Here is a 19,238-nt window from a genome sequence, read left to right as displayed (position 1 = left end):
GCGGCGGATCCGGCGGGCGATCAGGTGGAGCTGGAAGCCCCGCGGCACACCGGAGATTCCCACCTCAGCGTCCCTTCCGTGCCACAGCGGTGACCCGGCTGCCCTCCTCGACGGTGAGCGGCCCGGCATGGCCTTCCTCGGCCACGCCCAGTGCCGTCGCGAGCGTACGGCCGTGCAGGTCCACGACGGACTCGACGAGCAACGCCAGCTCGTTCACGGCGCCGCGGGCGCGTGCCCATCCGGCGGCGCCGACCACGATCGCGATCAGGGCGGCGGGCCACCACACGAAGGCGAGGGCGACCAGGGGCCATGACCAGCTGGCGACGGCGACCGCTGTGGCCAGTGCGGTGCCGGCGTTCACGAGATCGGCACGCGCGGCCTCGGGCAGCACCACCCACAACCTCGGCCAGACGAAGGGCAGATCGAGGCCGTAGCGATCCCGTGCGACCGCCTCCGCGCCGTGGATCCGGTCTCCCAGCCAGGTCGGCCGCCCCGGCTCGGCCAGGGCCATCCGGTTGACCTCGGCCGCCGCCTGGTCGATCCGCTCCTGCTGCTCAGGAGTCCTGGTTGGGGCAGGGTGAGCGCGGGTGAGCGTGCGGCGTCGATTCAGCAGCGCATGCCAGCGGTCGCGCCTTCGCCGTACGAGCGTGTTCCGCAGCCGGCCGAACGGCCATGGCCACTGACCCAGCCACAACGTACGCGTCACCCCGGCCATCGCCTGCACCAGCAGCCCCGCCCCGCCGGTCGCCACCAGCACAGCGACCAGCAGTCCCACCTGACCTCCCGCAGGCCGCCGGGCGAACCACTCCGAGAACCCGACCACCTCCCTCGCCGCCAGATCCACGTCGAGGGCGTGGGCGTGCCCGAGCCGGACGCCGAGCGCCGCGACGGCGAGAAACAACACCCCGGGAAGCAGCAGCAGCGAAACCCATCGCTCGGCGAGCTTCTTGGCCAGCTCGGCGAAGAAATCACCCACGGCCGCTACCTGGGCCGCATCGGCGCGAAGGTCACCCGGCACACCGGGATCGGCCCGCCGGGCAGGGGAACCTCCAGCCGGTCACACGCGCCGTCCGGGCAGCCGAACTCCTCCTCGTGCGCCCTGCCGGGGCCGCTGCCCGGCAGGGCGCTGCCGAGGGCGCGCAGGGCGCCGGACCCGTCGCCCCCGAGCAACTGCCCCAGCATGGGAATGATCGGCCGCCGCACGCGGGCCGCGGCCTCGATGGCTCCGAGCAGCCGCTGATGGCGCTCGGACTGGCGCGCACATTCGGCACGCAACTCAGGCAACTCGCCGCATAACACGGTCAGCGCGAGACGTTCGGCGTCGTCCATCGCCTCGATCGTCCCAGCCCGTGATCGCGGCATCAAGGGCACGAATGCGCCCGCGCCCGCGCCCGCGCCCGCGCCCGCGGCCGCGGCAAGACCATCGGCGGCGCCGCCGTCACCGAGGAGGCCGTGCTCTCCATGGCTCCGGGCTGCGCGACATCGCGCACGGCTCGTGCCTCCCTGGTCGCCGTCGTACCGCCGTACGCCCGTACCCGTGAGCGCAGTGTTCCCAGGCCCCTCCGGCTCGCTGTGCCTCTCGGCTTCGCCGGTCCTTCCGGTCGCTGTGCCTCTCGGCTTCGCCGTTCCCGTAGGTGTCCCTCGTGCCGCCGTTTCCCTGTGCCGCCGTTTCCCTGTGCCGGCTGACCTGGTCGTCGGCGTACCGCCGTCCTCCCGTTCCGGCCGGTGGGGCGTCCCGGAGGCTTGCCGGCTCGCCGTGCCCTTGGCGGCGCCGTACTCGTACGTTGGGCTCTTGTGGTGTCGTGCTGTGGCGCTTGGTACCGCCCCGGCCTCATGTCCGTCCGTGTTCCAGCGCTGGGTGTCTGTTCGGGGACGGGTTACTCGCCGGGGCGGACGAGGCCGGTTTCGTAGGCGAAGACGATGGCCTGGGCGCGGTCGCGCAGCCCTAGCTTGGTCAGCACGCGGCCCACATGTGTCTTGACCGTCTGCTCGGCCACGAACAGCTTCTGGGCGATCTCCTGGTTGGACATCGCCTGGGCGACCAGGATGAGCACCTCCGTCTCGCGTTCGGTCAGCTCCTCCGGACGCCTCCCCGACGGCGGACGGGGCCCGCCCAGCCGGGCGAACTCGTGGATCAGCCGCTTGGTGATGGCCGGCGCGATGAGCGCGTCGCCGGCGGCGACCACGCGGACGGCCTCGGCGAGCTGGGCCGCCGAAGCGTCCTTGAGCAGGAACCCGCTGGCCCCCGCCCGCAGCGCCTCGTAGACGTAGTCGTCGAGGTCGAACGTGGTCAGGATGAGCACCTTCGACGCCGGGCACGCCGCCAGCACCTCCCGGGTCGCCTCCAGCCCGTTCATGACCGGCATGCGCACGTCCATCAGCACCACGTCGGGGCTCAGCGCGACGGCCCGCGTCACCGCCTCACGGCCGTCGGCCGCCTCGCCCACGACCTCGATGTCCGGCTGGCCGCTCAGGAACACGGTGAACCCCGTGCGGACCATCCCCTGGTCGTCGGCGATCAGCACGCGGATCACGCGGCACCCTCCCTCTCCTCGACCGGCAGCCCTGCGGCCGGCCCGCTTGACGACTCGACCGGCGGCTCCGTCGGCAACGCGGCGCTCACCTGGTAACCGCCGCCGCGCGTGGGCCCGGCGTCGAGCGTGCCGCCGAGCAGCGCCGCGCGTTCCCGCATGCCCACCAGCCCCTGGCCCGCGCCGGGCGCCGCCGCGGGGGAGCGGCCGGGGCCGTTGGCGACGCGCAGGCGCAACGTGCCGGCGTCGGCGGTGATCTCCACGGTGACGCTCGACCCCGGCGCGTGCCGCATCGCGTTGCTGAGCGACTCCTGCACGATCCGGTACGCCGACAACCCCACCGCGGGCGACAGCCGCCCGATCGGCCGCCGCCGGTCGACCGCCACGGTCAGCCCCGCGTTGCGGGCGTTGGCCACCAGCTCCTCCAGCCGGTCGAGGCCGGGCTGCGGCGCGGTGTCGGTGCGGCCCTCGGGGTCGCGCAGCACGCCGAGGACCTGGCGCAGCTCGTTGATGGCCTCCAGGGACAACGCGCGGATCTCGGCCAGCCCCGCCTCCAGCTGGGACGCGTCGCCCCCGGCCCTGAGCGGCACGGCCTCGGCCTGGATGGCGATCACCGACATGTGGTGGGCCACCACGTCGTGCAGCTCGCGGGCGATGCGGGCGCGCTCCTCCAGCACCGCCTGCGCGCCCTCGGCCTGCCGGGTGCGCCGCTCCTCCTCGATGAGCAGGGCCGTGGCGTTGCGCCGGGCGCGCACGTTGTAGCCGAACAGCAGGACGACCACGGCCACGCCGGCCACCACCGGCGTCGAGTCGACGTCGACGGCCAGGCACAACAGGACGGTGAGGATCCCGGCCCCCACCGTGATCCGCCGATCGCAGCGCACGCCCACGGAATAGAGCGCCAGCAGGTACGCCACCCCCACCGCGATCGGGTAGGGCGCGTAGCCCTCGTCCTGCCCGATCGTGAGGCTGGCGCAGACGGCGAGGGGGGTCAGCACGGCGGCCGCCCGCCAGGCTGCCAGCGGCCACCGGTTGCGCAGCACCACCGGCAGGCCGGCGGCCAGGGCCGCGAGGACGACGGCGCCGCCCCAGAGCGGCGCGGGATCGCCGGGCGTGGCGGCGGCCCGCTCGTTCCACTCCTGGGTCGTGGACAGCGTCACGCCGAACAGCTCCACGCCCAGCAGGAGCTCGGCGATCTGCAACAGGCTGTACGTCTTCACCGGGACCAGCGGCGCCAGCCATCGGGGCACCGGCATCCGCAGCCACCGGGAACGCGGCCGGGACGGGGGATCGGCGCTGCCCGTCAGCAACGCGAGCGTGAAGGGCCGCAGCACGGCCAGCGAGGCCCGCCACAGCGCCACGGCGAACCGCCCGGCCGCTCCTCCGGACGACTCCGGAGGGCCGGTGCGCGCGTCGCCCCGGGAGGCGAGTGGCGCGGAGCGCCGGGCACGGTGATTCACCTGGTCAAGGATACGGAAAGGCGGGCGGCCGGACGTCAGACCAAGGTCTGATCCTGACGTCACCCTCAGGTATCACTTACAACATTACGATCGCCGTGAGCGAACATCGGCAAGGTTGGGAACAACAGCGCGCTCCAATGAATTGAGTCGGTATAACTCAACCCTTTGGAGTTCGCATGAGTGAGAGCTTGATCCTCCCGGTCCTGCCGCTCGACGACGAGGTCGTCCTGCCGGGCATGGTGGTTCCGCTGGACCTGTCCGACTCCGAGGTGCGTGCTGCGATCGACGCGGCCCGCGCGTCCGGTGGTAACAAGCCGCGGGTCCTCCTCGTTCCCCGGATCGACGGCCGTTACGGCGCCGTCGGCGTCCAGGCCGTGATCGAGCAGGTCGGAAGGTTGCCCGGCGGTGAGCCCGCCGCCGTGGTCCGCGGTGTCAACCGCGTGCGCGTGGGCACCGGCACCACCGGCCCCGGCGCCGCACTGTGGGTCGAGGCCGACACGATCGACACGGTTCCGGCCGGCGAGCGCGCCCAGGAGCTGGCCAAGGAGTACAAGGCCCTGGCCACCACCATCCTGCAGAAGCGCGGCGCCTGGCAGGTCGTCGACCAGGTCAACCAGATCGACGACCCCTCGGTGCTGGCCGACAGCTCCGGCTACACCCCGTGGCTGACCACCGCCCAGAAGGTCGAGCTGCTGGAGGCCGCCGACCCGGCCGACCGCCTGGCCAGGCTCATCGAGTGGTCCCGCGAGCACCTCGCCGAGCTCGACGTCGCCGAGACGATCCGCAAGGACGTCCAGGAGGGCATGGAGAAGCAGCAGCGTGAGTTCCTGCTGCGCCAGCAGCTCGCCGCCGTCCGCAAGGAGCTGAAGGAGCTCAACGGCGACACCGCCGAGAGCGAGGAGGAGGACTACCGGGCCCGCGTCGAGGCCGCCGACCTGCCGGAGAAGGTGCGCGAGGCCGCACTCAAGGAGGTCGACAAGCTGGAGCGCACCTCCGACCAGTCCCCGGAGGGCGGCTGGATCCGCACCTGGCTCGACACGGTGCTCGACATCCCGTGGAACGAGCGTACCGAGGACAACTACGACATCGCGGGCGCGCGGGCCGTGCTCGACGCCGACCACACGGGCCTCGACGACGTCAAGGACCGCATCATCGAGCACCTGGCCGTGCGCAAGCGCCGCCAGGACAAGGGCCTCGGCGTGGTGAGCGGCCGGCGCAGCGGCGCCGTCCTGGCGCTCGCCGGTCCTCCCGGGGTCGGCAAGACGTCCCTGGGTGAGTCGGTGGCGCGCGCGATGGGCCGCAAGTTCGTCCGGGTCGCGCTCGGCGGCGTACGGGACGAGGCCGAGATCCGCGGGCACCGGCGCACCTACGTCGGCGCCCTGCCGGGCCGCGTCGTCCGGGCCATCCGCGAGGCCGGCTCGATGAACCCGGTCGTCCTGCTCGACGAGGTCGACAAGGTCGGCGCCGACTACCGCGGCGACCCCACGGCGGCGCTGCTGGAGGTCCTCGACCCGGCCCAGAACCACACCTTCCGCGACCACTACCTCGAGGTCGAGCTCGACCTGTCCGACGTGCTGTTCCTGGCCACGGCCAACGTGCTGGAGGCCATCCCCGGCCCGCTGCTCGACCGCATGGAGGTCGTCACCCTCGACGGCTACACCGAGGACGAGAAGGTCGCCATCGCCCGCGACCACCTGCTGCCCAGGCAGCTGGAGCTCGCCGGGCTGACCTCCGAGGAGGTCAAGGTCGACGACGGCGCGCTGCGGCGGCTGGCCGGCGAGTACACCCGCGAGGCCGGCGTGCGCTCGCTGGAGCGGGCGGTCGCCAGGATCCTGCGCAAGGTGGCGGCCAAGGACGAGCTGCCCGTCACGGTCGGCCCCGACGACCTGGTCGGCTACATCGGCAGGCCGCGGTTCGTGCCGGAGTCGTCGCTGCCCGAGTCCACCCAGCGCACCTCGGTGCCGGGCGTGGCCACGGGCCTGGCGGTGACCGGGGCCGGCGGCGACGTCCTCTACGTGGAGGCGTCGCTGGCCGACCCGGAGACCGGCGAGACCGGCCTGACCCTGACCGGCCAGCTCGGCGACGTGATGAAGGAGTCGGCCCGGATCGCGCTGTCCTACCTGCGCTCGCACGGCGCGGAGCTGGAGCTGCCGGTCACCGCGCTGAAGGACCGCTCGGTCCACGTGCACTTCCCCGCGGGCGCCGTCCCCAAGGACGGTCCCTCGGCGGGCGTGACGCTGACGACCGCGCTGGCCTCGCTCCTGTCGGGCCGCCAGGTCCGCGCCGACGTCGCCATGACCGGTGAGATCTCGCTGACCGGGCGCGTCCTGCCGATCGGCGGCGTCAAGCAGAAGCTGCTGGCCGCCCACCGGGCGGGCATCACCACGGTGCTCATCCCGGCCCGCAACGAGCCCGACCTGGACGACGTGCCCGAGGAGGTGCGCAACGAGCTGACCATCCACGCGGTCAGCGACGTGCGCGAGGTCCTCGACATCGCGCTGACCCCGGCCGAGGTCGCCACCACGGTCGCGGCCTGACGCCGCGCCCCGGGGCTGCCCCGGCACCGCCCCGCCGCCTCCGGCTCCCCGGATGCGGCGGGGCGGCTCCATGTACGGGGGCCTGAACGAACCGGCGTGCGGGGCCTGAACGAACCGGCGGGCGGGGCTTGGACAGACCGGTGTGCGGACCGGCGGGGTCAGTCGGTGAGCAGGAGCGACTCCAGTTCCGCCAGCAGCGCCATGACCCGGGCCGCGCGTTCGGGATCGTCGCCGGCCGCCGCGCGCACCGCCTCCTCCACCGGTCCGGCCGCCCGGCGGTGGACCGCGGCCAGCGCCGGTTCCGTCAGCGTGACCAGGGTGCGCCGCCCGTCGCCGGGGTCGGGTTCGGTCCGGACGAGGCCGCGCTCGCGCATCCGGGCCACCGAGGCCGACACGTGGCTCTGGACGAAGCCCGTCCTGGCCTGGATCTCGCCGACGGTGCCGCCCGGGTGGCGCAGCACGTCCTCGAAGACGGCCTCCTCGCCGGGGGTGAGGGGCGGGCCCTTGGTCTCGCCGGCCGCCGTCTTCGACAGGTCCACCAGCCGTCGTCCGAGCCTTCGCAGTCGTGCCACGTTCATGGTGGCCGATTGTATCGCTGAAGATGTATCGTCAGCGATATGAATGGGGTGGCGAGGACGGCGGTGGGCGCGGCCCGGTTACGGGCGCGCGAGAGCGAACGGCCCGACCGGCTGTTCGAGGACCCGTACGCGGGCGCCTTCGTGGCGGCCGCGGACTCCGGGTCGCCGGACTCCGGGTCGCCGGACTCCGGGTCGCCGGACTCCGGGTCGCCGGACGCGGGGCGGGGGAGCGGAGCGGGTGATCTCTTCAGCGCCCACCTGGTGTTCAGGACCAGGTTCTTCGACGACCATCTGAGCGGTTCCGGCTGCGACCAGGTCGTCCTGCTGGCCGCCGGGCTCGACGCCCGCGCCTTCCGGCTCGACTGGCCGCCGGGCGTGCGGCTGTTCGAGCTCGACCTGCCCGAGCTGCTGGCGTTCAAGGACGGCGTGCTGCGCGGGCTGGCCGCGACGGCGCGGTGCGAGCGCGTCCCGGTGCCGGTGGACCTGCGCGAGGACTGGCCGGGCAGCCTGCGCGCGGCCGGGTTCGACCCGGCGCGGCCGACGGCCTGGCTGATCGAGGGCCTGCTGATCTACCTGAGCCCGGCCGAGGCCGGGCGGCTGCTCGACGGCGTGTGCGCGCTGTCGGCCGCGGGCAGCAGGCTCGCCTTCGAGCACGACCCGGCCGCGGCCGCCGTGCTCGCCGAGCGGGTGCGCACGATGCCCGAGCTGCGGCGGATCGCCACCCTCTGGAAGGGCGGCCCGGGCGCGGACGCCGTCGCCCGGCTGACAGCCTGCGGCTGGCGGACGCGTACGGTCGAAGCCGCCGCCCTCGCCGCCCGGTACGGCCGCCCCGCCCCGCGCGGCGGTTTCCTCACCGCGGTGCTGAGTGACGCAGATCACCACAATTCCCCGGAATAGGAGTATGTAAAGGCGGCGTTAGCACCGGCGTGAACGAGGCATACGCGAACGACCACCGCGCCCACCGGGACGCCATGTGTTGTCGCATGCGTATGGGGCGAATGCCGGCCCGTTAGAGACCAGATCCCCGCCCGTTCTCCTCGAAGGTCACCATGATCCACACTTTCTGCTTCGTGCTGCGCAGGCTGAGCCACCTGCCGTTCCCTCCGGGCAGCCACTAGATCCCACCGCTCCGACGGTGATGTTCGTGTAAGGAAGCGGCCCGCCACCCGGCCGCTCTCACTCGTGGGGAAATTTCGTGATCCAGGCTTCCGGCCTGCGCAAGCAGTACGGCCAGACCGTCGCGCTCGACGGCGTCGACCTGCATGTGCGCGAGGGCGAGATCTACGGCGTGCTCGGCCAGAGCGGCGCCGGCAAGAGCACGCTGCTGCGCTGCGTCAACCTGCTCGAACGCCCCACCGCGGGCACGGTCACCGTCGCCGGGCAGGACCTGACCGCCCTGCCCGGCCGCGAGCTCAACCGCGCCAGGCAGCGCATCGGCATGATCCACCAGCACTTCGCGCTGCTGTCCTCGCGCACGGTGGCCGGCAACGTCGCCTTCCCGCTGGAGGTCATGGGCGTGCCCAGGGCCGAACGGCAGCGGCGCGTGGCCGAGCTGCTCGACCTCGTCGGCCTCCAGGGACGCGGCGGCGACCGCCCCCACCAGCTCTCCGGCGGTCAGAAGCAGCGTGTCGGCATCGCCAGGGCGCTGGCGGGCAACCCGTCGGTGCTGCTGTCGGACGAGGCCACCTCCGCGCTGGACCCGGCCACCACCCAGTCGATCCTCGCCCTGCTCAAGCGGCTCAACGCCGAGCTGGGCCTGACGATCCTGCTCATCACCCACGAGATGAACGTCGTCAAGAGCGTCTGCGACTCGGTCGCGATCATGGCCGGGGGCCGCGTCGAGGAGTCGGGGGCGATCGCCGACCTCATCAGGACCCCCGGATCCCGCCTGACCAGGGAGATCTTCCCGCTGCCCGAGCCGGCTCCGGCCGGTTCCGTCACGCTCACCTTCACCGGTGACCCGGGCCGCCCGCTGGTCTCGGAGATGGCGCGCAAGTTCGACGTGGACGTCAACATCCTCGGCGGCTCGATCGAGGAACTGGCCGGCGGTTCGGTCGGCCGCCTGCGCGTGGCGCTGACCGGCGCGGAGTCGTCCTCGGCGCTGTCGTTCCTGCGGGAGTCGGGGTTGCTCGTCGAAGTCGCGGGGGAGGCCGCATGACCTGGGAAGAGATCGCGCCGCTGCTGTGGCCGGCCACGTGGGAGACCGCCCAGATGGTGGGCTGGGCCACGCTGTTCACCGTGCTGTTCGGGCTGCCGCTCGGTGTGGCGCTGGTGGCCTTCGACCGGGACGGGCTGCGCCCGCTGCCGGCGTTGAAGTCCGTGCTGGGGATCGTCGTCAACATCGGGCGGTCGCTGCCGTTCATCGTGCTGATGATCGCGATCATCCCGTTCACCCGGCTCGTCATCGGGACCACGATCGGCACCGCGGCCGTGGTGGTGCCGCTGACCGTGGGGGCCGTGCCGTTCTTCGCCCGGCTGGTCGAGACGGCGCTGCGCGAGGTCGGCACCGACGTCGTCCAGGCCGCGCAGGCCATGGGGGCGAGCCGGACCGCCATCGTGCGCAAGGTCCTGCTGCCCGAGGCGCTGCCGGGCCTGGTGTCGGGGCTGACCGTCACGATCGTCGCGCTCATCGGGTACTCGGCCATGGCGGGCACCGTCGGCGGCGGCGGGCTCGGCGACCTGGCCGTGCGCTACGGCTACCAGCGGTTCGAGACGCTCGTGATGATCGTGACCGTCGTCCTGCTCATCGTCATCGTGCAAATTCTGCAGAGTCTGGGCGACTGGGTCGCTCGGCGCATTTCACATAAGTAAGGGAAAAATCATGAAGATTCGCTCGATATTGGGTGCTGCTGCGCTGTCCCTGTTGCTCGCCGCATGCGGTACGTCGCAGTCCGCGACCACCACCCCCGCCGCCGAGTCGGCCGACACGGTGCTGAAGGTGGGCGCGAGCCCCGTCCCGCACGGCGAGATCCTGAAGTTCGTCAAGGACAACCTGGCCCCGGCGGCCGGGCTGAAGCTGGAGATCGTCGAGTTCACCGATTACGTCCAGCCGAACGTGCAGCTCGACGAGGGCCAGCTGAACGCCAACTTCTTCCAGCACAAGCCCTACCTGGACGACTTCAGCGCCTCCAAGGGCACCAAGCTGAGCTTCGTCACCCCGGTGCACCTGGAGCCGCTCGGCCTGTACTCCAAGAAGATCACCGCGCTGTCGGCGCTGGCGGACGGGGCCACCGTGGCCGTCCCCAACGACGCCACGAACCTCGGCCGCTCGCTCAAGCTGCTCGCCGACCACGGCCTGGTCAAGCTCAAGGACGGCGCGGGCACCGCGGCCACCGAGCGCGACGTCACGGACAACCCCAAGAAGCTGCAGTTCAAGCCCCTTGAGGCGGCCCAGCTCCCGCGCTCGCTCGACGACGTGGACGCCGCCGTGATCAACGGCAACTACGCCATCGAGGCCGGGCTCAAGCCCGCCAGCCAGGCGCTGGTGCTGGAGAAGACCGAGGGCAACCCGTACGTCAACGGGCTCGTCGTCCAGGCCGGCCACGAGAAGGACGCCAACATCGTCACCCTCGGCAAGCTGCTCCAGGACCCGAAGGTCAAGGACTTCATCAAGCAGAAGTACGAGGGCTCGGTGATCCCCGCCGAGTGATCCCCGCCGAGTGATCCGCGCCGAGTGATTCGCGCCGAGTGATTCGCGCCGAGTGATCCCGGCGTCGGCCGATGCCGAAGCCGCGGCTTCCCCGCCGGGGAGCCGCGGCTTCGGCGCGCCCTAGCGCCGCCGCCGACGGACCGAATACTGTTCTAATATGTACCCGGGAGCCATCGCAGCCGTCACCCCCGACAAGCCCGCTGTGATCATGGCGGGCTCCGGGCAAATCCTCACCTACCGCGAGCTCGAAGAGGAGTCCAACCGCCTGGCCCACGCCTTCCGCGCGGCCGGGCTCAGGCCCGGCGACCACGTCGCCTTCATGCTCGCCAACCACCCGCTCTTCCTGGCCGTCGCCTGGGCCGCGCACCGCGCGGGCCTGTACTACACGCCGATCAGCTCCCGCCTGCAGACCGACGAACTCGCCTACATCGTGGACAACTGCGGCGCCCGGGTCTTCATCTCCAGCGCGAACCTGGCGGAGGTGGCCACCTCGATCACCGGCGCCACGCCGCGCGTGGAACTGCGGCTCATGCTCGACGGCCGCGCCGAGGGCTTCGCCTCCTACGAGGAGACGGTGGCCGGCTGCCCGGTCACCCCGATCGCCGACGAGTGCCAGGGCGCCGACATGCTCTACTCCTCCGGCACGACCGGGCGTCCGAAGGGCGTCAAGGTGGCCGCCTCGCTGGCCCCGCTGGCCGAGTCGAACACGCTGGTCCGGCTCATCCAGGCGCTGTTCGCGCCGTCGGCCGACAGCGTCTACCTCTCGCCCGCGCCGCTGTACCACGCCGCGCCGCTGCGCTACTGCCTGTCCTTCCAGCGGCTCGGCGCCACGGTGGTGGTGATGGAACGCTTCGACCCCGAGGAGTACCTGCGGCTGGTCGAGCGGTACGGGGTGACGCACTCGCAGCTCGTCCCGACGATGTTCATCAAGATGCTGAAGCTGCCGGAGGAGACCCGGAAGAAGTACGACCTGTCGTCGCTGGTCTGCGCCATCCACGCGGCCGCGCCGTGTCCCGTGCCGGTCAAGGAGCAGATGATCTCCTGGTGGGGGCCGGTGATCCACGAGTACTACGCGGGCACCGAGGGCAACGGCTTCCTCTACGTCGGCTCCCAGGACTGGCTGGAGCACAAGGGCACGGTCGGCCGCTCGCTGCTCGGCGTCGTGCACATCTGCGACGAGGAGGGCGAGGACCTGCCGCCGGGCGAGCACGGCACGGTCTACTTCGAGAACGGCGCCCGCTTCGAGTACCACGGCGACCCCGACAAGACCCGCTCGGCGCAGGACCCGAAGGGCCGGGGCTGGACCACCCTCGGCGACATCGGCTACCTGGACGCCGACGGTTTCCTGTACCTCACGGACCGCCGCTCGTACATGATCATCTCGGGTGGGGTGAACATCTACCCGCAGGAGGCCGAGAACGTGCTGGCCGTGCATCCCAAGGTGGCCGACGTGGCCGTGTTCGGCGTACCGGACGAGGAGATGGGGGAGCAGGTCAAGGCCGTGGTCCAGGCGATGACGGCGGCGGAGGCGGGTCCGGCGCTGGAGGCGGAGCTGATCGCGTACTGCCGGGAGCACCTGGCCCACTACAAGTGCCCGAAGTCGGTCGACTTCCGCGACGAGCTCCCGCGCCACCCGACCGGCAAACTCTACAAACGCCTCCTCAGGGACGAATACTGGCCCGCCCGCACCTGACCACAGGGCCGCGATCATGCGGCTGGCGTCCAGGATCGTCCCTTGGTGGACGGGCGGAGGCTGCGAGAGGAAGCCCGGTCCGTCGCCGCCCCTGGCGCGTGCGTAGGTCGATGAGGGAGGCTCGGTGGTGCCCCCGGCCCTGCCGCGGGCCGGAGGCGAACAGTCCGGGACCGACACCCGGGGGCCCGTTCCCGCGAGGCGGCGACCCCTCGTCCGCCCGGCCGCCCCTGACGGCCGGGCCGGCGTGACGGCCCCGCACCGACCTGGACGGGAGACGAGCATGACCAACATCGGAGTCCCTGAGATCCTCGCTCTTCTGGTGATCCTCGCCCTCGGGGCGTTGATCTTAGGAGGCATCGTGTTCGTGGCGGTGAGACTCGCCAACCGCGGCCGGCGGTAGCCCCGGCGCCGGACGCCTCGTCGACAACGCCGCTCCGGCCGCCTAGGGTGCGGGCCATGACGGAGCGTCTCACCATGACTCGGTGCGAGTGCGGCGCGGTCGCCGGACCGCTGGGCGCCTGCGTGGACTACTATCACGCCGTCCTGGCAGAGGAGCAGGGCGATCCCGGCATGTACCGGTGGCACGCGGTGGTGGTCTGCGCGTACTTCCTGCAGCATCCGTCCGGGGCGCACCCGAAGTACCTCGACGGGCAGTTCCGCCAGTTGCAGCTCTGCCTGGACCGGGGCCTGGACGCGCTGCTGCGCGTGGGAGCCCGCCAGGTGGCCAGGAACAGGCACGGGACGCGGCCGGTCCACGACCTGGAACCGTTGTCGGCGTACGCGCCGCTCCCGCCGGGCGGGCCGCCCCGGCACTTCCGCGCCACGTTCAGCGACCTCCCGGTCCGCGACGGCAGCTTCGTGTCCGACGGCCATCCCGCCTACGGCCGGCGCATCGAGACGATCGCCGCAGCCACGGTGGAGTCCTGGCGCTCCCTCCAGACCTGACCCCGCCCGGGGCGGAGGCCGTGGCCCCTCGTCAACGGATCGGGGACCCGGCAGCTATCGAATCTTGATCTCGGGATGGCAGCCTCTCGACCCGTGACCTCTTCAGCAGGCGAGCCCGCCGACGACCAAGTCCCCGTCCAGATCCCCGTCCTCGTGGCGTCCACCGGGGGGACGGTGACCCCGCCACGGCGGTGCGCGTGGTCGGCAACGTGGCCATCTTTCTGGGCTTGGCGCTGTCGGTGCTCACCATCGTCACGCCGTGGCAGGACGAGCCCACCGCGTGGCTGCTCGTCTACCTGGTGATCGCCCTGGGCGGCTTCGCCCTGCGCATCGAAGCGGCCGTCCGCGCCCGCCGCTGACCGCCCCTGCCGCTGACCGGATGCTGGTCGTCCTCGTCGTGATGGCGCTGGTCATGGGGAGGGATCGTGGTCGCGGCGGTGAGGCTGGCGAACCGTGACCGCCGCCGGTGAACCCACCCCCGGCTGCGCCGCACCCCGTACGAACGTGGTTTGTAGATTCTTTTCTGCTTTTGTGAGCCGAAGTCCGGGCGGTGAGCAGCGCAGATAAGGTGTGAGTGAGTCGTCTCACAGAGTTCCGATCAGCGCCTTAACCAGCTCTTACGCCCCTCTTGGCACCCTTGAGTCATAGGGACTTGAGGGAGATGACAGATGAACGCGAACGAGCCTCGCGAGCAGGGCACCGGTGGGTGGAGCCAGTTCGGCGCCACCCCGCCGGCCGCCGGGGGCTTCCCCCGGCGGGACACGATCGTCATGGAGCAGCCGCCTCCTCCTCCGCCGTCCACCCCCGTCAAGGCGCGGCTCAACGCCGGGCAGAAGGCCGTCGCCGGGCTCGCGCTGGCCGCGATGGCCATCGGCGGCGGTGTCGTGGGGGCCGCCGTCGCGACCGCGTTCCAGCCCGAGCCGCAGCAGGTGGTCAGCGCGCCGAGCCCGGTGCTCAGGGCCGCCTCCAACCAGCTCTCCACCGCTGAGGTGGCCGAGCGGGTGCAGCCGTCGGTGGTCATGATCCAGGGGCAGACGGGCGAGGGGTCGGGGGTCGTGCTGTCCGAGGACGGCCTCATCCTCACCAACAACCACGTGGTCGTCGGCGCCTCGCAGGGCGGGGGTCAGATGACGGTCAAGTTCAGCGACGGGAAGACGGCCAAGGCCAAGGTCGTGGGCACCGACCCGGCCACCGACCTCGCGGTCATCAAGGCCGAGGACGTCTCGGGCCTGACCAAGGCCACGCTGGGCGACAGCGACCAGCTCAAGGTCGGCGACGACGTGCTGGCCATCGGCAGCCCCCTCGGCCTGGACGGGTCGGTCAGCAGGGGCATCGTCAGCGCCCTGAACCGTACGCTCAAGCTGGGCGGCGAGCAGCGTCAGCAGCTTCCCCCCGGGTTCGGCGGCGAGCAGCAGCAGGCCCCGGTGGAGGGCACCACCATCGGCGACGTCATCCAGACCGACGCCGCGATCAACCCCGGCAACTCCGGCGGCGCGCTGGTGAACGCGGCGGGCGCGCTCGTCGGCATCAACACCGCCATCGCCTCCGACGCGGCCGGCGGCGGCGTCGGCTTCGCGATCCCGGTCAACACCGCCAAGCAGGTCGCCGAGCAGCTCATCAAGAGCGGCAAGGTCAGCCACGCCTTCCTCGGCGTGAGCGTCACCGACGCCACCGGCGACGTGCCCGGCGCGCTGATCCGGCAGGTGACCGCGGAAAGCCCGGCAGCCAGGGCCGGGCTGCAGGAGGGCGACCTCATCACCAAGATTGGGGACACACCTGTTGACTCAGGCGATACCGTTGTTGGACAGGTCAGAGGTTTCAAACCGGGCCAACAGGTCAAGATCACATATATGAGGGACGGTCGGTCCGCGGAGGCCACCGTGACCCTCCAAGAGAAGAAGTAAACACAAGGACCCCCTCCCGGAGACGGGTGTGCCGTTGAGATCGCTGCGGACTCGGCGGCACACCCCCCCATCAGGCGAAACGCCGGCCCTCGTCGCGGCGGTACGCCCACGTCGCGGCGGCCGCCGCGATCACCGTCCAGACGCCCAGCATGATCAGCGCGATGCCGTCAGGGCGGGCCCCCGAGATGGCCGCCCAGATCAGCTCGGCCGCGCCCCTGGACGGAACGTACGGCGAGACGGCCTCCACGATGTCCGGCAGGATCTGCGGCGGCAGGATCAGCCCGCCCACGATCGCCACGGGGAAGAAGACGATCTGCGCCACCGCGAGCGCCGCCTTCGACGGCAGCGTCAGGCCGAGGAACAGGCCGATCAGCATGAACGGCACCCCTCCGCCGACCAGCGCGGCCAGCCCCAGGGCCAGCCGGACCGGCGTGATGACCGCCTCGGTCAGCAGGGCCGCGACCACCAGCACCGGCACCACCGACAGCAGCATGAGGACCACCGTCGAGACCATCCGCCCGGCCAGGCGCGGGAACGGCCCGGCGGGCAGCGTGCGCGTGTAGGGGTCCCACGGCTGCTCGCGATCCTGCGAGACCGACGCGCTGAGCCCGATCACCGCCGAGGACATGGCGCCGAAGAACATCAGCGCCCCCGTCGCCGACGTCGCCGCCGCCGGGTCGCCGCCCGCGAACGGCACCACGAACGCCAGCATCGAGATGGCCGGGAACATGGAGCTGGCCAGGATCCCGATGGGCACCCTGAACTGCTCGACGAGCTGCAGCCGGGTGTGGGCGACGATCAGGCTAGACATGCGCGCTCTCCTTGGGGGGCGAGGTCGAGGTGATGGTGAGGAAGGCCTCCTCCAGCGTGGTCGGCCTGACCTCCAGCCCCGAGAACGGGATGCCGCTGCGCACCAGCTCGACCACCAGCCGGTCGGGGTCGGTGGTCAGCAGGCTGACGCGGCCGTCCTGGCGTTCGGTGCTGAGCACGCCGGGCAGCTCGGGCAGGTCCCCGGCGTCGAGGGAGACGCGCCGCACCCCCACCATGTCGCGCACGGCCCGCACGGTGTCGTCGGCCAGGACGCGTCCCTGCCCGACGACGACCACGCGCTGGGCCAGCGCCTCGATCTCCTCCAGGTAGTGGCTGGTCAGGACGACCGTGCCGCCTTCGGCGTGGAAGGCCTGGATGCCGTCCCAGAGGGTGCGCCTGGCCTCGACGTCGAGGCCGGTGGTCGGCTCGTCCAGGAACACCAGGCGCGGCCGGCCGGCGAAGGCCAGCGCCACGGCCAGGCGCCGCTTCTGGCCGCCGGACAGCCCGCCCACCTGCCGCTTGACCAGGTCGCTCAGGCCGAAGCGGTCGAGCAGTTCGTCCCTGCCGAGCGCGTCGGGGAAGTGGGCGCGCACGAAGTCGGCGATCTCGCCGACCCGCAGCGACTCGGGCAGGCCGGTCTCCTGCGGGGTCACGCCGATGCCCCGGCGGATGACGGGATCCTGAGGGGAGCCGCCGAACAGCTCGACCGTCCCGGAGGTCGGGCGGCGCAGCCCGACGAACAGGTTGATCAGGGTGGACTTGCCCGCGCCGTTCGGGCCGAGCAGGCCGACCAGCTCTCCTGCCCGGATGTCGAGCGAGACGCGGTCGAGCGCGAGCACGTCCCCGTAGCGGCGGGTGACCTCCACCGTTCTGGCGAGGGCCGTCATGGGGTTCCTCCAGCGTTGTCGAGCAAGGCGCGGATCGCCTTGGTGTAGTCCTCGAAGGCCAGCCGTCCGCGCTGGGTGAGCGCGACGTAGGTGACGGGGGTGCGGCCCTTGTGGGTCTTGGTGATGCGGACGTAACCGGCGTCCTCCAGCTTGGTCAGGTGCACCGAGAGATTGCCGGCCGTCATCCCGAGCAGGTCCTTCAGCGAGGGGAAGGCGATCTCGTCGCGCCCGCCGAGGGTGTTGAGCGTGGCGACCACCCGCAGCCTGGCCTGCGCGTGGATCACCGGGTCGAGCTCGGGGACGGCCCCGTCGGGGCTCACATCCGCCGCCGCAGCACGACGCCGGCCGCGATGTAGCCGCCGCCGGTCAGCACGGCCGTCAGCAGCGCGTGCCAGCCGGCGCCGAGCATGACGCCCACGCCGTTGACCACCGCCGCCCACACGCCGACGAAGAACATCGGCCAGTACGTCCAGATCGCGCCGCCGGCCATGTAGAGCAACGCGACGAGCATCATGAACCCGCCGCCCCACAGCAGGCCGCTCTCGGTGGCCGGGAGCTGGGGGCTGAGGCGGATGGCGAGCACCGTCATGGAGACCAGGCCGGCCGCCCAGGCGTAGCCGTACATCATGCCCTTGGCCGAGGTCTCGCCGCGGACCTGCGCCCCCATCTTCACCATGCCGAAGATCGCGATCGCCCCGGCCAGCGACATGCCCGCGAACAGCACCATGAGCGCCTGCGGGCGGGAGATCGGCGCGTAGGGGACGCCGTCGAGGCCGTAGTGCAGGAACAGCGCCGTGAAGCCGAGCAGCCAGGCCACGCCCCAGGGCACGTAGAGCAGCACCGGGTCGCCGTGCAGGCGCCGGACCGTGGCGGAGCGCTGCTGCTCGATCAGCCGCAGCGTCTCCTCGGGAGTGCGCGCCCGATCGTCGTCAACCATGCCAACTCCTCTTACCCGCAAACAGGTTTGCATCATAAACCTGATGGCGACGCAAACTCAACGCGAGGGCAAGAGGAACGGCTACCGCCGGGTCAGCGCCTCGGACTCCCACAGGTCGCGGTAGTACCCGGGCACCGCCACCAGCTCGTCGTGCCGCCCGCGCTGGACGACGCGGCCCTCGTCGAGCACCACGACCTCGTCCACCGACTCCAGGCCCTTGAGCCGGTGGGTCACCAGCACGGTGGTGCGGTCGCGGATGACGTCCAGCAGGTCGGCCATCAGGCGGTCGGCGGTCTCCTCGTCGAGCGCCTCGGCGGGCTCGTCCAGCAGCAGCACGGGCGGGTCGTACAGCAGCGCCCTGGCCAGGGCCAGGCGCTGGAGCTGGCCGCCGGAGACGGTCCTGCCGTCCTCGCCGAGCTCGGCGTCCCAGCCGGTGCGCTCGACCCACGGGCCGAGCCTGGCCTCCCGCACGGCCGCCGTCAGCCGCTCCTCGCCGGCGTCCGGCCCGGCCAGGCGCAGGTTGTCGCGCAGGGTGGTGCGGAAGATGTACGGGTCCTGGGTGAGGCCGGTCATCAGCGTCCGGACGTCGTCGCCGGACAGGTCGCGCAGGTCGGTCCCGTTGACGCGGACGCTTCCCGACTCTGGCTCGACCAGGCGCATCAGCGCGGCCAGCAGCGTGCTCTTGCCCGCCCCGCTCGGGCCCACGATCGCCACCCGGCGGCCCGGGGTCAGGCGCAGGGAGACGCCGTCGAGGGCGGGCCGCGCGGCGTCGGGATGGCGGACGACGAGGTCGTCGACCTCGACCGTCAGGGGAGCCGACGGCACGGGCGCGGGAGCGGCGGGCTCGGTGACGGCCGGCGCGGCGGCGCGGACCTCGCGCAGCCGCCGGATCGCGGCGGTGATCCCGGCCATCCGCTCGCCCGCCGCCGCCAGCGGCAGCACCGGCTCGAACGACACCAGCGCGGTCAGCGCGAGCACCGCCGTCGCGACGGAGCCGGCGCCCGCCCCCTGGGCGAGCAGCACGATGGCCGCCACCGTCAGGCCCTGGGCCAGCGTTCCGACCGCCAGGGCGGCGGCGTGCACGCGCGACTGGCGGCGCTCCAGCGCGGCCAGCGCCTCGTCGGCGGCCAGCGCGCCGGACAGCGCCCGCTCGCCCGCGCCGTAGGCGGCCAGGTCGGCCGAGCCGTGCACGAGGTCGGCCACGCGGGCCGCCAGCGCGGCCCTGGCCGGCGCGATCCGGGCCGACCAGCGGCTCCGGCGTCGCGCCGGGCGCGGCGATCGCCGTCTACAAGGCGCTGTGGCAGGGC

Annotated in this window: 19 protein-coding genes; 9 read left to right on the top strand and 10 right to left on the bottom strand. The window is 72.2% G+C overall.

Annotation, left to right across the window (positions count from 1 at the left end):
• Window positions 1-64 precede the first annotated feature (64 nt).
• The 4 genes from ACWEJ6_RS45810 to ACWEJ6_RS45795 form a co-directional block, all read right to left on the bottom strand.
• Window positions 65-976, bottom strand: coding sequence for a hypothetical protein (locus tag ACWEJ6_RS45810; protein ID WP_452431680.1), 912 nt, complete (start codon window positions 974-976; stop codon window positions 65-67).
• 5 nt (window positions 977-981) lie between these two features.
• Window positions 982-1,362: a hypothetical protein gene (locus ACWEJ6_RS45805; RefSeq protein ID WP_452431679.1), complete on the bottom strand. Its 381-nt coding sequence runs from the start codon at window positions 1,360-1,362 to the stop codon at window positions 982-984.
• A 515-nt stretch (window positions 1,363-1,877) separates the two neighbouring features.
• Window positions 1,878-2,534 (bottom strand): response regulator transcription factor, encoded by a 657-nt coding sequence (locus ACWEJ6_RS45800; protein WP_358293127.1) that lies wholly within the window; start codon window positions 2,532-2,534, stop codon window positions 1,878-1,880.
• A complete protein-coding gene (locus ACWEJ6_RS45795) occupies window positions 2,531-3,991 on the bottom strand; it encodes a sensor histidine kinase (RefSeq protein WP_452431678.1) in 1,461 nt (486 codons plus the stop codon). Before ACWEJ6_RS45795 ends, ACWEJ6_RS45800 begins: the two co-directional genes overlap by 4 nt.
• A 176-nt stretch (window positions 3,992-4,167) precedes the next feature.
• On the opposite strand from ACWEJ6_RS45795, the gene lon reads away from it, so the two are divergent.
• Window positions 4,168-6,528 carry an endopeptidase La gene (gene lon, locus ACWEJ6_RS45790; protein ID WP_358293121.1) on the top strand — a complete coding sequence of 787 codons (2,361 nt, stop codon included), beginning with the start codon at window positions 4,168-4,170 and terminating at the stop codon, window positions 6,526-6,528.
• Between the two features lie 158 nt (window positions 6,529-6,686).
• Here lon and ACWEJ6_RS45785 read toward each other — a convergent pair whose 3' ends face one another.
• Window positions 6,687-7,106, bottom strand: a complete 420-nt coding sequence (locus ACWEJ6_RS45785) for a MarR family winged helix-turn-helix transcriptional regulator (RefSeq protein WP_452431677.1) — start codon at window positions 7,104-7,106, stop codon at window positions 6,687-6,689.
• Window positions 7,107-7,145: 39 nt separating this feature from the next.
• Between ACWEJ6_RS45785 and ACWEJ6_RS45780 the strand changes: the two genes are divergently transcribed.
• The 8 genes from ACWEJ6_RS45780 to ACWEJ6_RS45745 all read left to right on the top strand — a co-directional run bounded on the left by ACWEJ6_RS45780 (window position 7,146) and on the right by ACWEJ6_RS45745 (window position 15,297).
• Entirely contained in the window at window positions 7,146-8,003 is an 858-nt protein-coding gene (locus tag ACWEJ6_RS45780; protein WP_452431676.1) for an SAM-dependent methyltransferase, read from the top strand.
• 298 nt (window positions 8,004-8,301) lie between these two features.
• Window positions 8,302-9,264 (top strand): methionine ABC transporter ATP-binding protein, encoded by a 963-nt coding sequence (locus ACWEJ6_RS45775; protein ID WP_358293113.1) that lies wholly within the window; start codon window positions 8,302-8,304, stop codon window positions 9,262-9,264.
• A complete protein-coding gene (locus ACWEJ6_RS45770; RefSeq protein ID WP_352329100.1) occupies window positions 9,261-9,917 on the top strand; it encodes a methionine ABC transporter permease in 657 nt (218 codons plus the stop codon). The genes ACWEJ6_RS45775 and ACWEJ6_RS45770 overlap by 4 nt, the downstream gene beginning before the upstream one ends.
• Before the next feature lie 10 nt (window positions 9,918-9,927).
• Window positions 9,928-10,755: a MetQ/NlpA family ABC transporter substrate-binding protein gene (locus tag ACWEJ6_RS45765; protein ID WP_452431675.1), complete on the top strand. Its 828-nt coding sequence runs from the start codon at window positions 9,928-9,930 to the stop codon at window positions 10,753-10,755.
• A 157-nt stretch (window positions 10,756-10,912) separates the two neighbouring features.
• Window positions 10,913-12,448 (top strand): AMP-binding protein, encoded by a 1,536-nt coding sequence (locus ACWEJ6_RS45760; protein WP_452431674.1) that lies wholly within the window; start codon window positions 10,913-10,915, stop codon window positions 12,446-12,448.
• A gap of 456 nt (window positions 12,449-12,904) precedes the next feature.
• Complete coding sequence (locus ACWEJ6_RS45755) at window positions 12,905-13,393, top strand: DUF5946 family protein (protein WP_452431673.1); 489 nt, start codon at window positions 12,905-12,907, stop codon at window positions 13,391-13,393.
• 209 nt (window positions 13,394-13,602) lie between these two features.
• Window positions 13,603-13,752, top strand: a complete 150-nt coding sequence (locus tag ACWEJ6_RS45750; RefSeq protein WP_452431672.1) for a hypothetical protein — start codon at window positions 13,603-13,605, stop codon at window positions 13,750-13,752.
• Window positions 13,753-14,061: 309 nt separating this feature from the next.
• Window positions 14,062-15,297: a S1C family serine protease gene (locus ACWEJ6_RS45745; protein WP_387669874.1), complete on the top strand. Its 1,236-nt coding sequence runs from the start codon at window positions 14,062-14,064 to the stop codon at window positions 15,295-15,297.
• A gap of 70 nt (window positions 15,298-15,367) precedes the next feature.
• Here ACWEJ6_RS45745 and ACWEJ6_RS45740 read toward each other — a convergent pair whose 3' ends face one another.
• The 5 genes from ACWEJ6_RS45740 to ACWEJ6_RS45720 form a co-directional block, all read right to left on the bottom strand.
• Window positions 15,368-16,108, bottom strand: a complete 741-nt coding sequence (locus tag ACWEJ6_RS45740; protein WP_364333811.1) for an ABC transporter permease — start codon at window positions 16,106-16,108, stop codon at window positions 15,368-15,370.
• The gene (locus ACWEJ6_RS45735) at window positions 16,101-16,994 is read right to left on the bottom strand and encodes an ABC transporter ATP-binding protein (protein ID WP_387669873.1); all 894 of its coding nucleotides are present in this window, start codon (window positions 16,992-16,994) and stop codon (window positions 16,101-16,103) included. Before ACWEJ6_RS45735 ends, ACWEJ6_RS45740 begins: the two co-directional genes overlap by 8 nt.
• The gene (locus ACWEJ6_RS45730) at window positions 16,991-17,314 is read right to left on the bottom strand and encodes a winged helix-turn-helix domain-containing protein (RefSeq protein ID WP_352328377.1); all 324 of its coding nucleotides are present in this window, start codon (window positions 17,312-17,314) and stop codon (window positions 16,991-16,993) included. Before ACWEJ6_RS45730 ends, ACWEJ6_RS45735 begins: the two co-directional genes overlap by 4 nt.
• Window positions 17,311-17,931, bottom strand: coding sequence for a hypothetical protein (locus ACWEJ6_RS45725; RefSeq protein ID WP_387669872.1), 621 nt, complete (start codon window positions 17,929-17,931; stop codon window positions 17,311-17,313). Before ACWEJ6_RS45725 ends, ACWEJ6_RS45730 begins: the two co-directional genes overlap by 4 nt.
• Window positions 17,932-18,012: 81 nt before the next feature.
• Window positions 18,013-19,238 (bottom strand): amino acid ABC transporter ATP-binding/permease protein (locus ACWEJ6_RS45720; protein WP_452431671.1); only part of this gene is annotated, 1,226 nt, incomplete at its 5' end.

It is taken from the genome of Nonomuraea sp. NPDC004702 (genome assembly GCF_053601695.1).
Note: the sequence above shows the minus strand (reverse complement) of the source record. Positions and strands in the feature narration are given on the sequence as shown.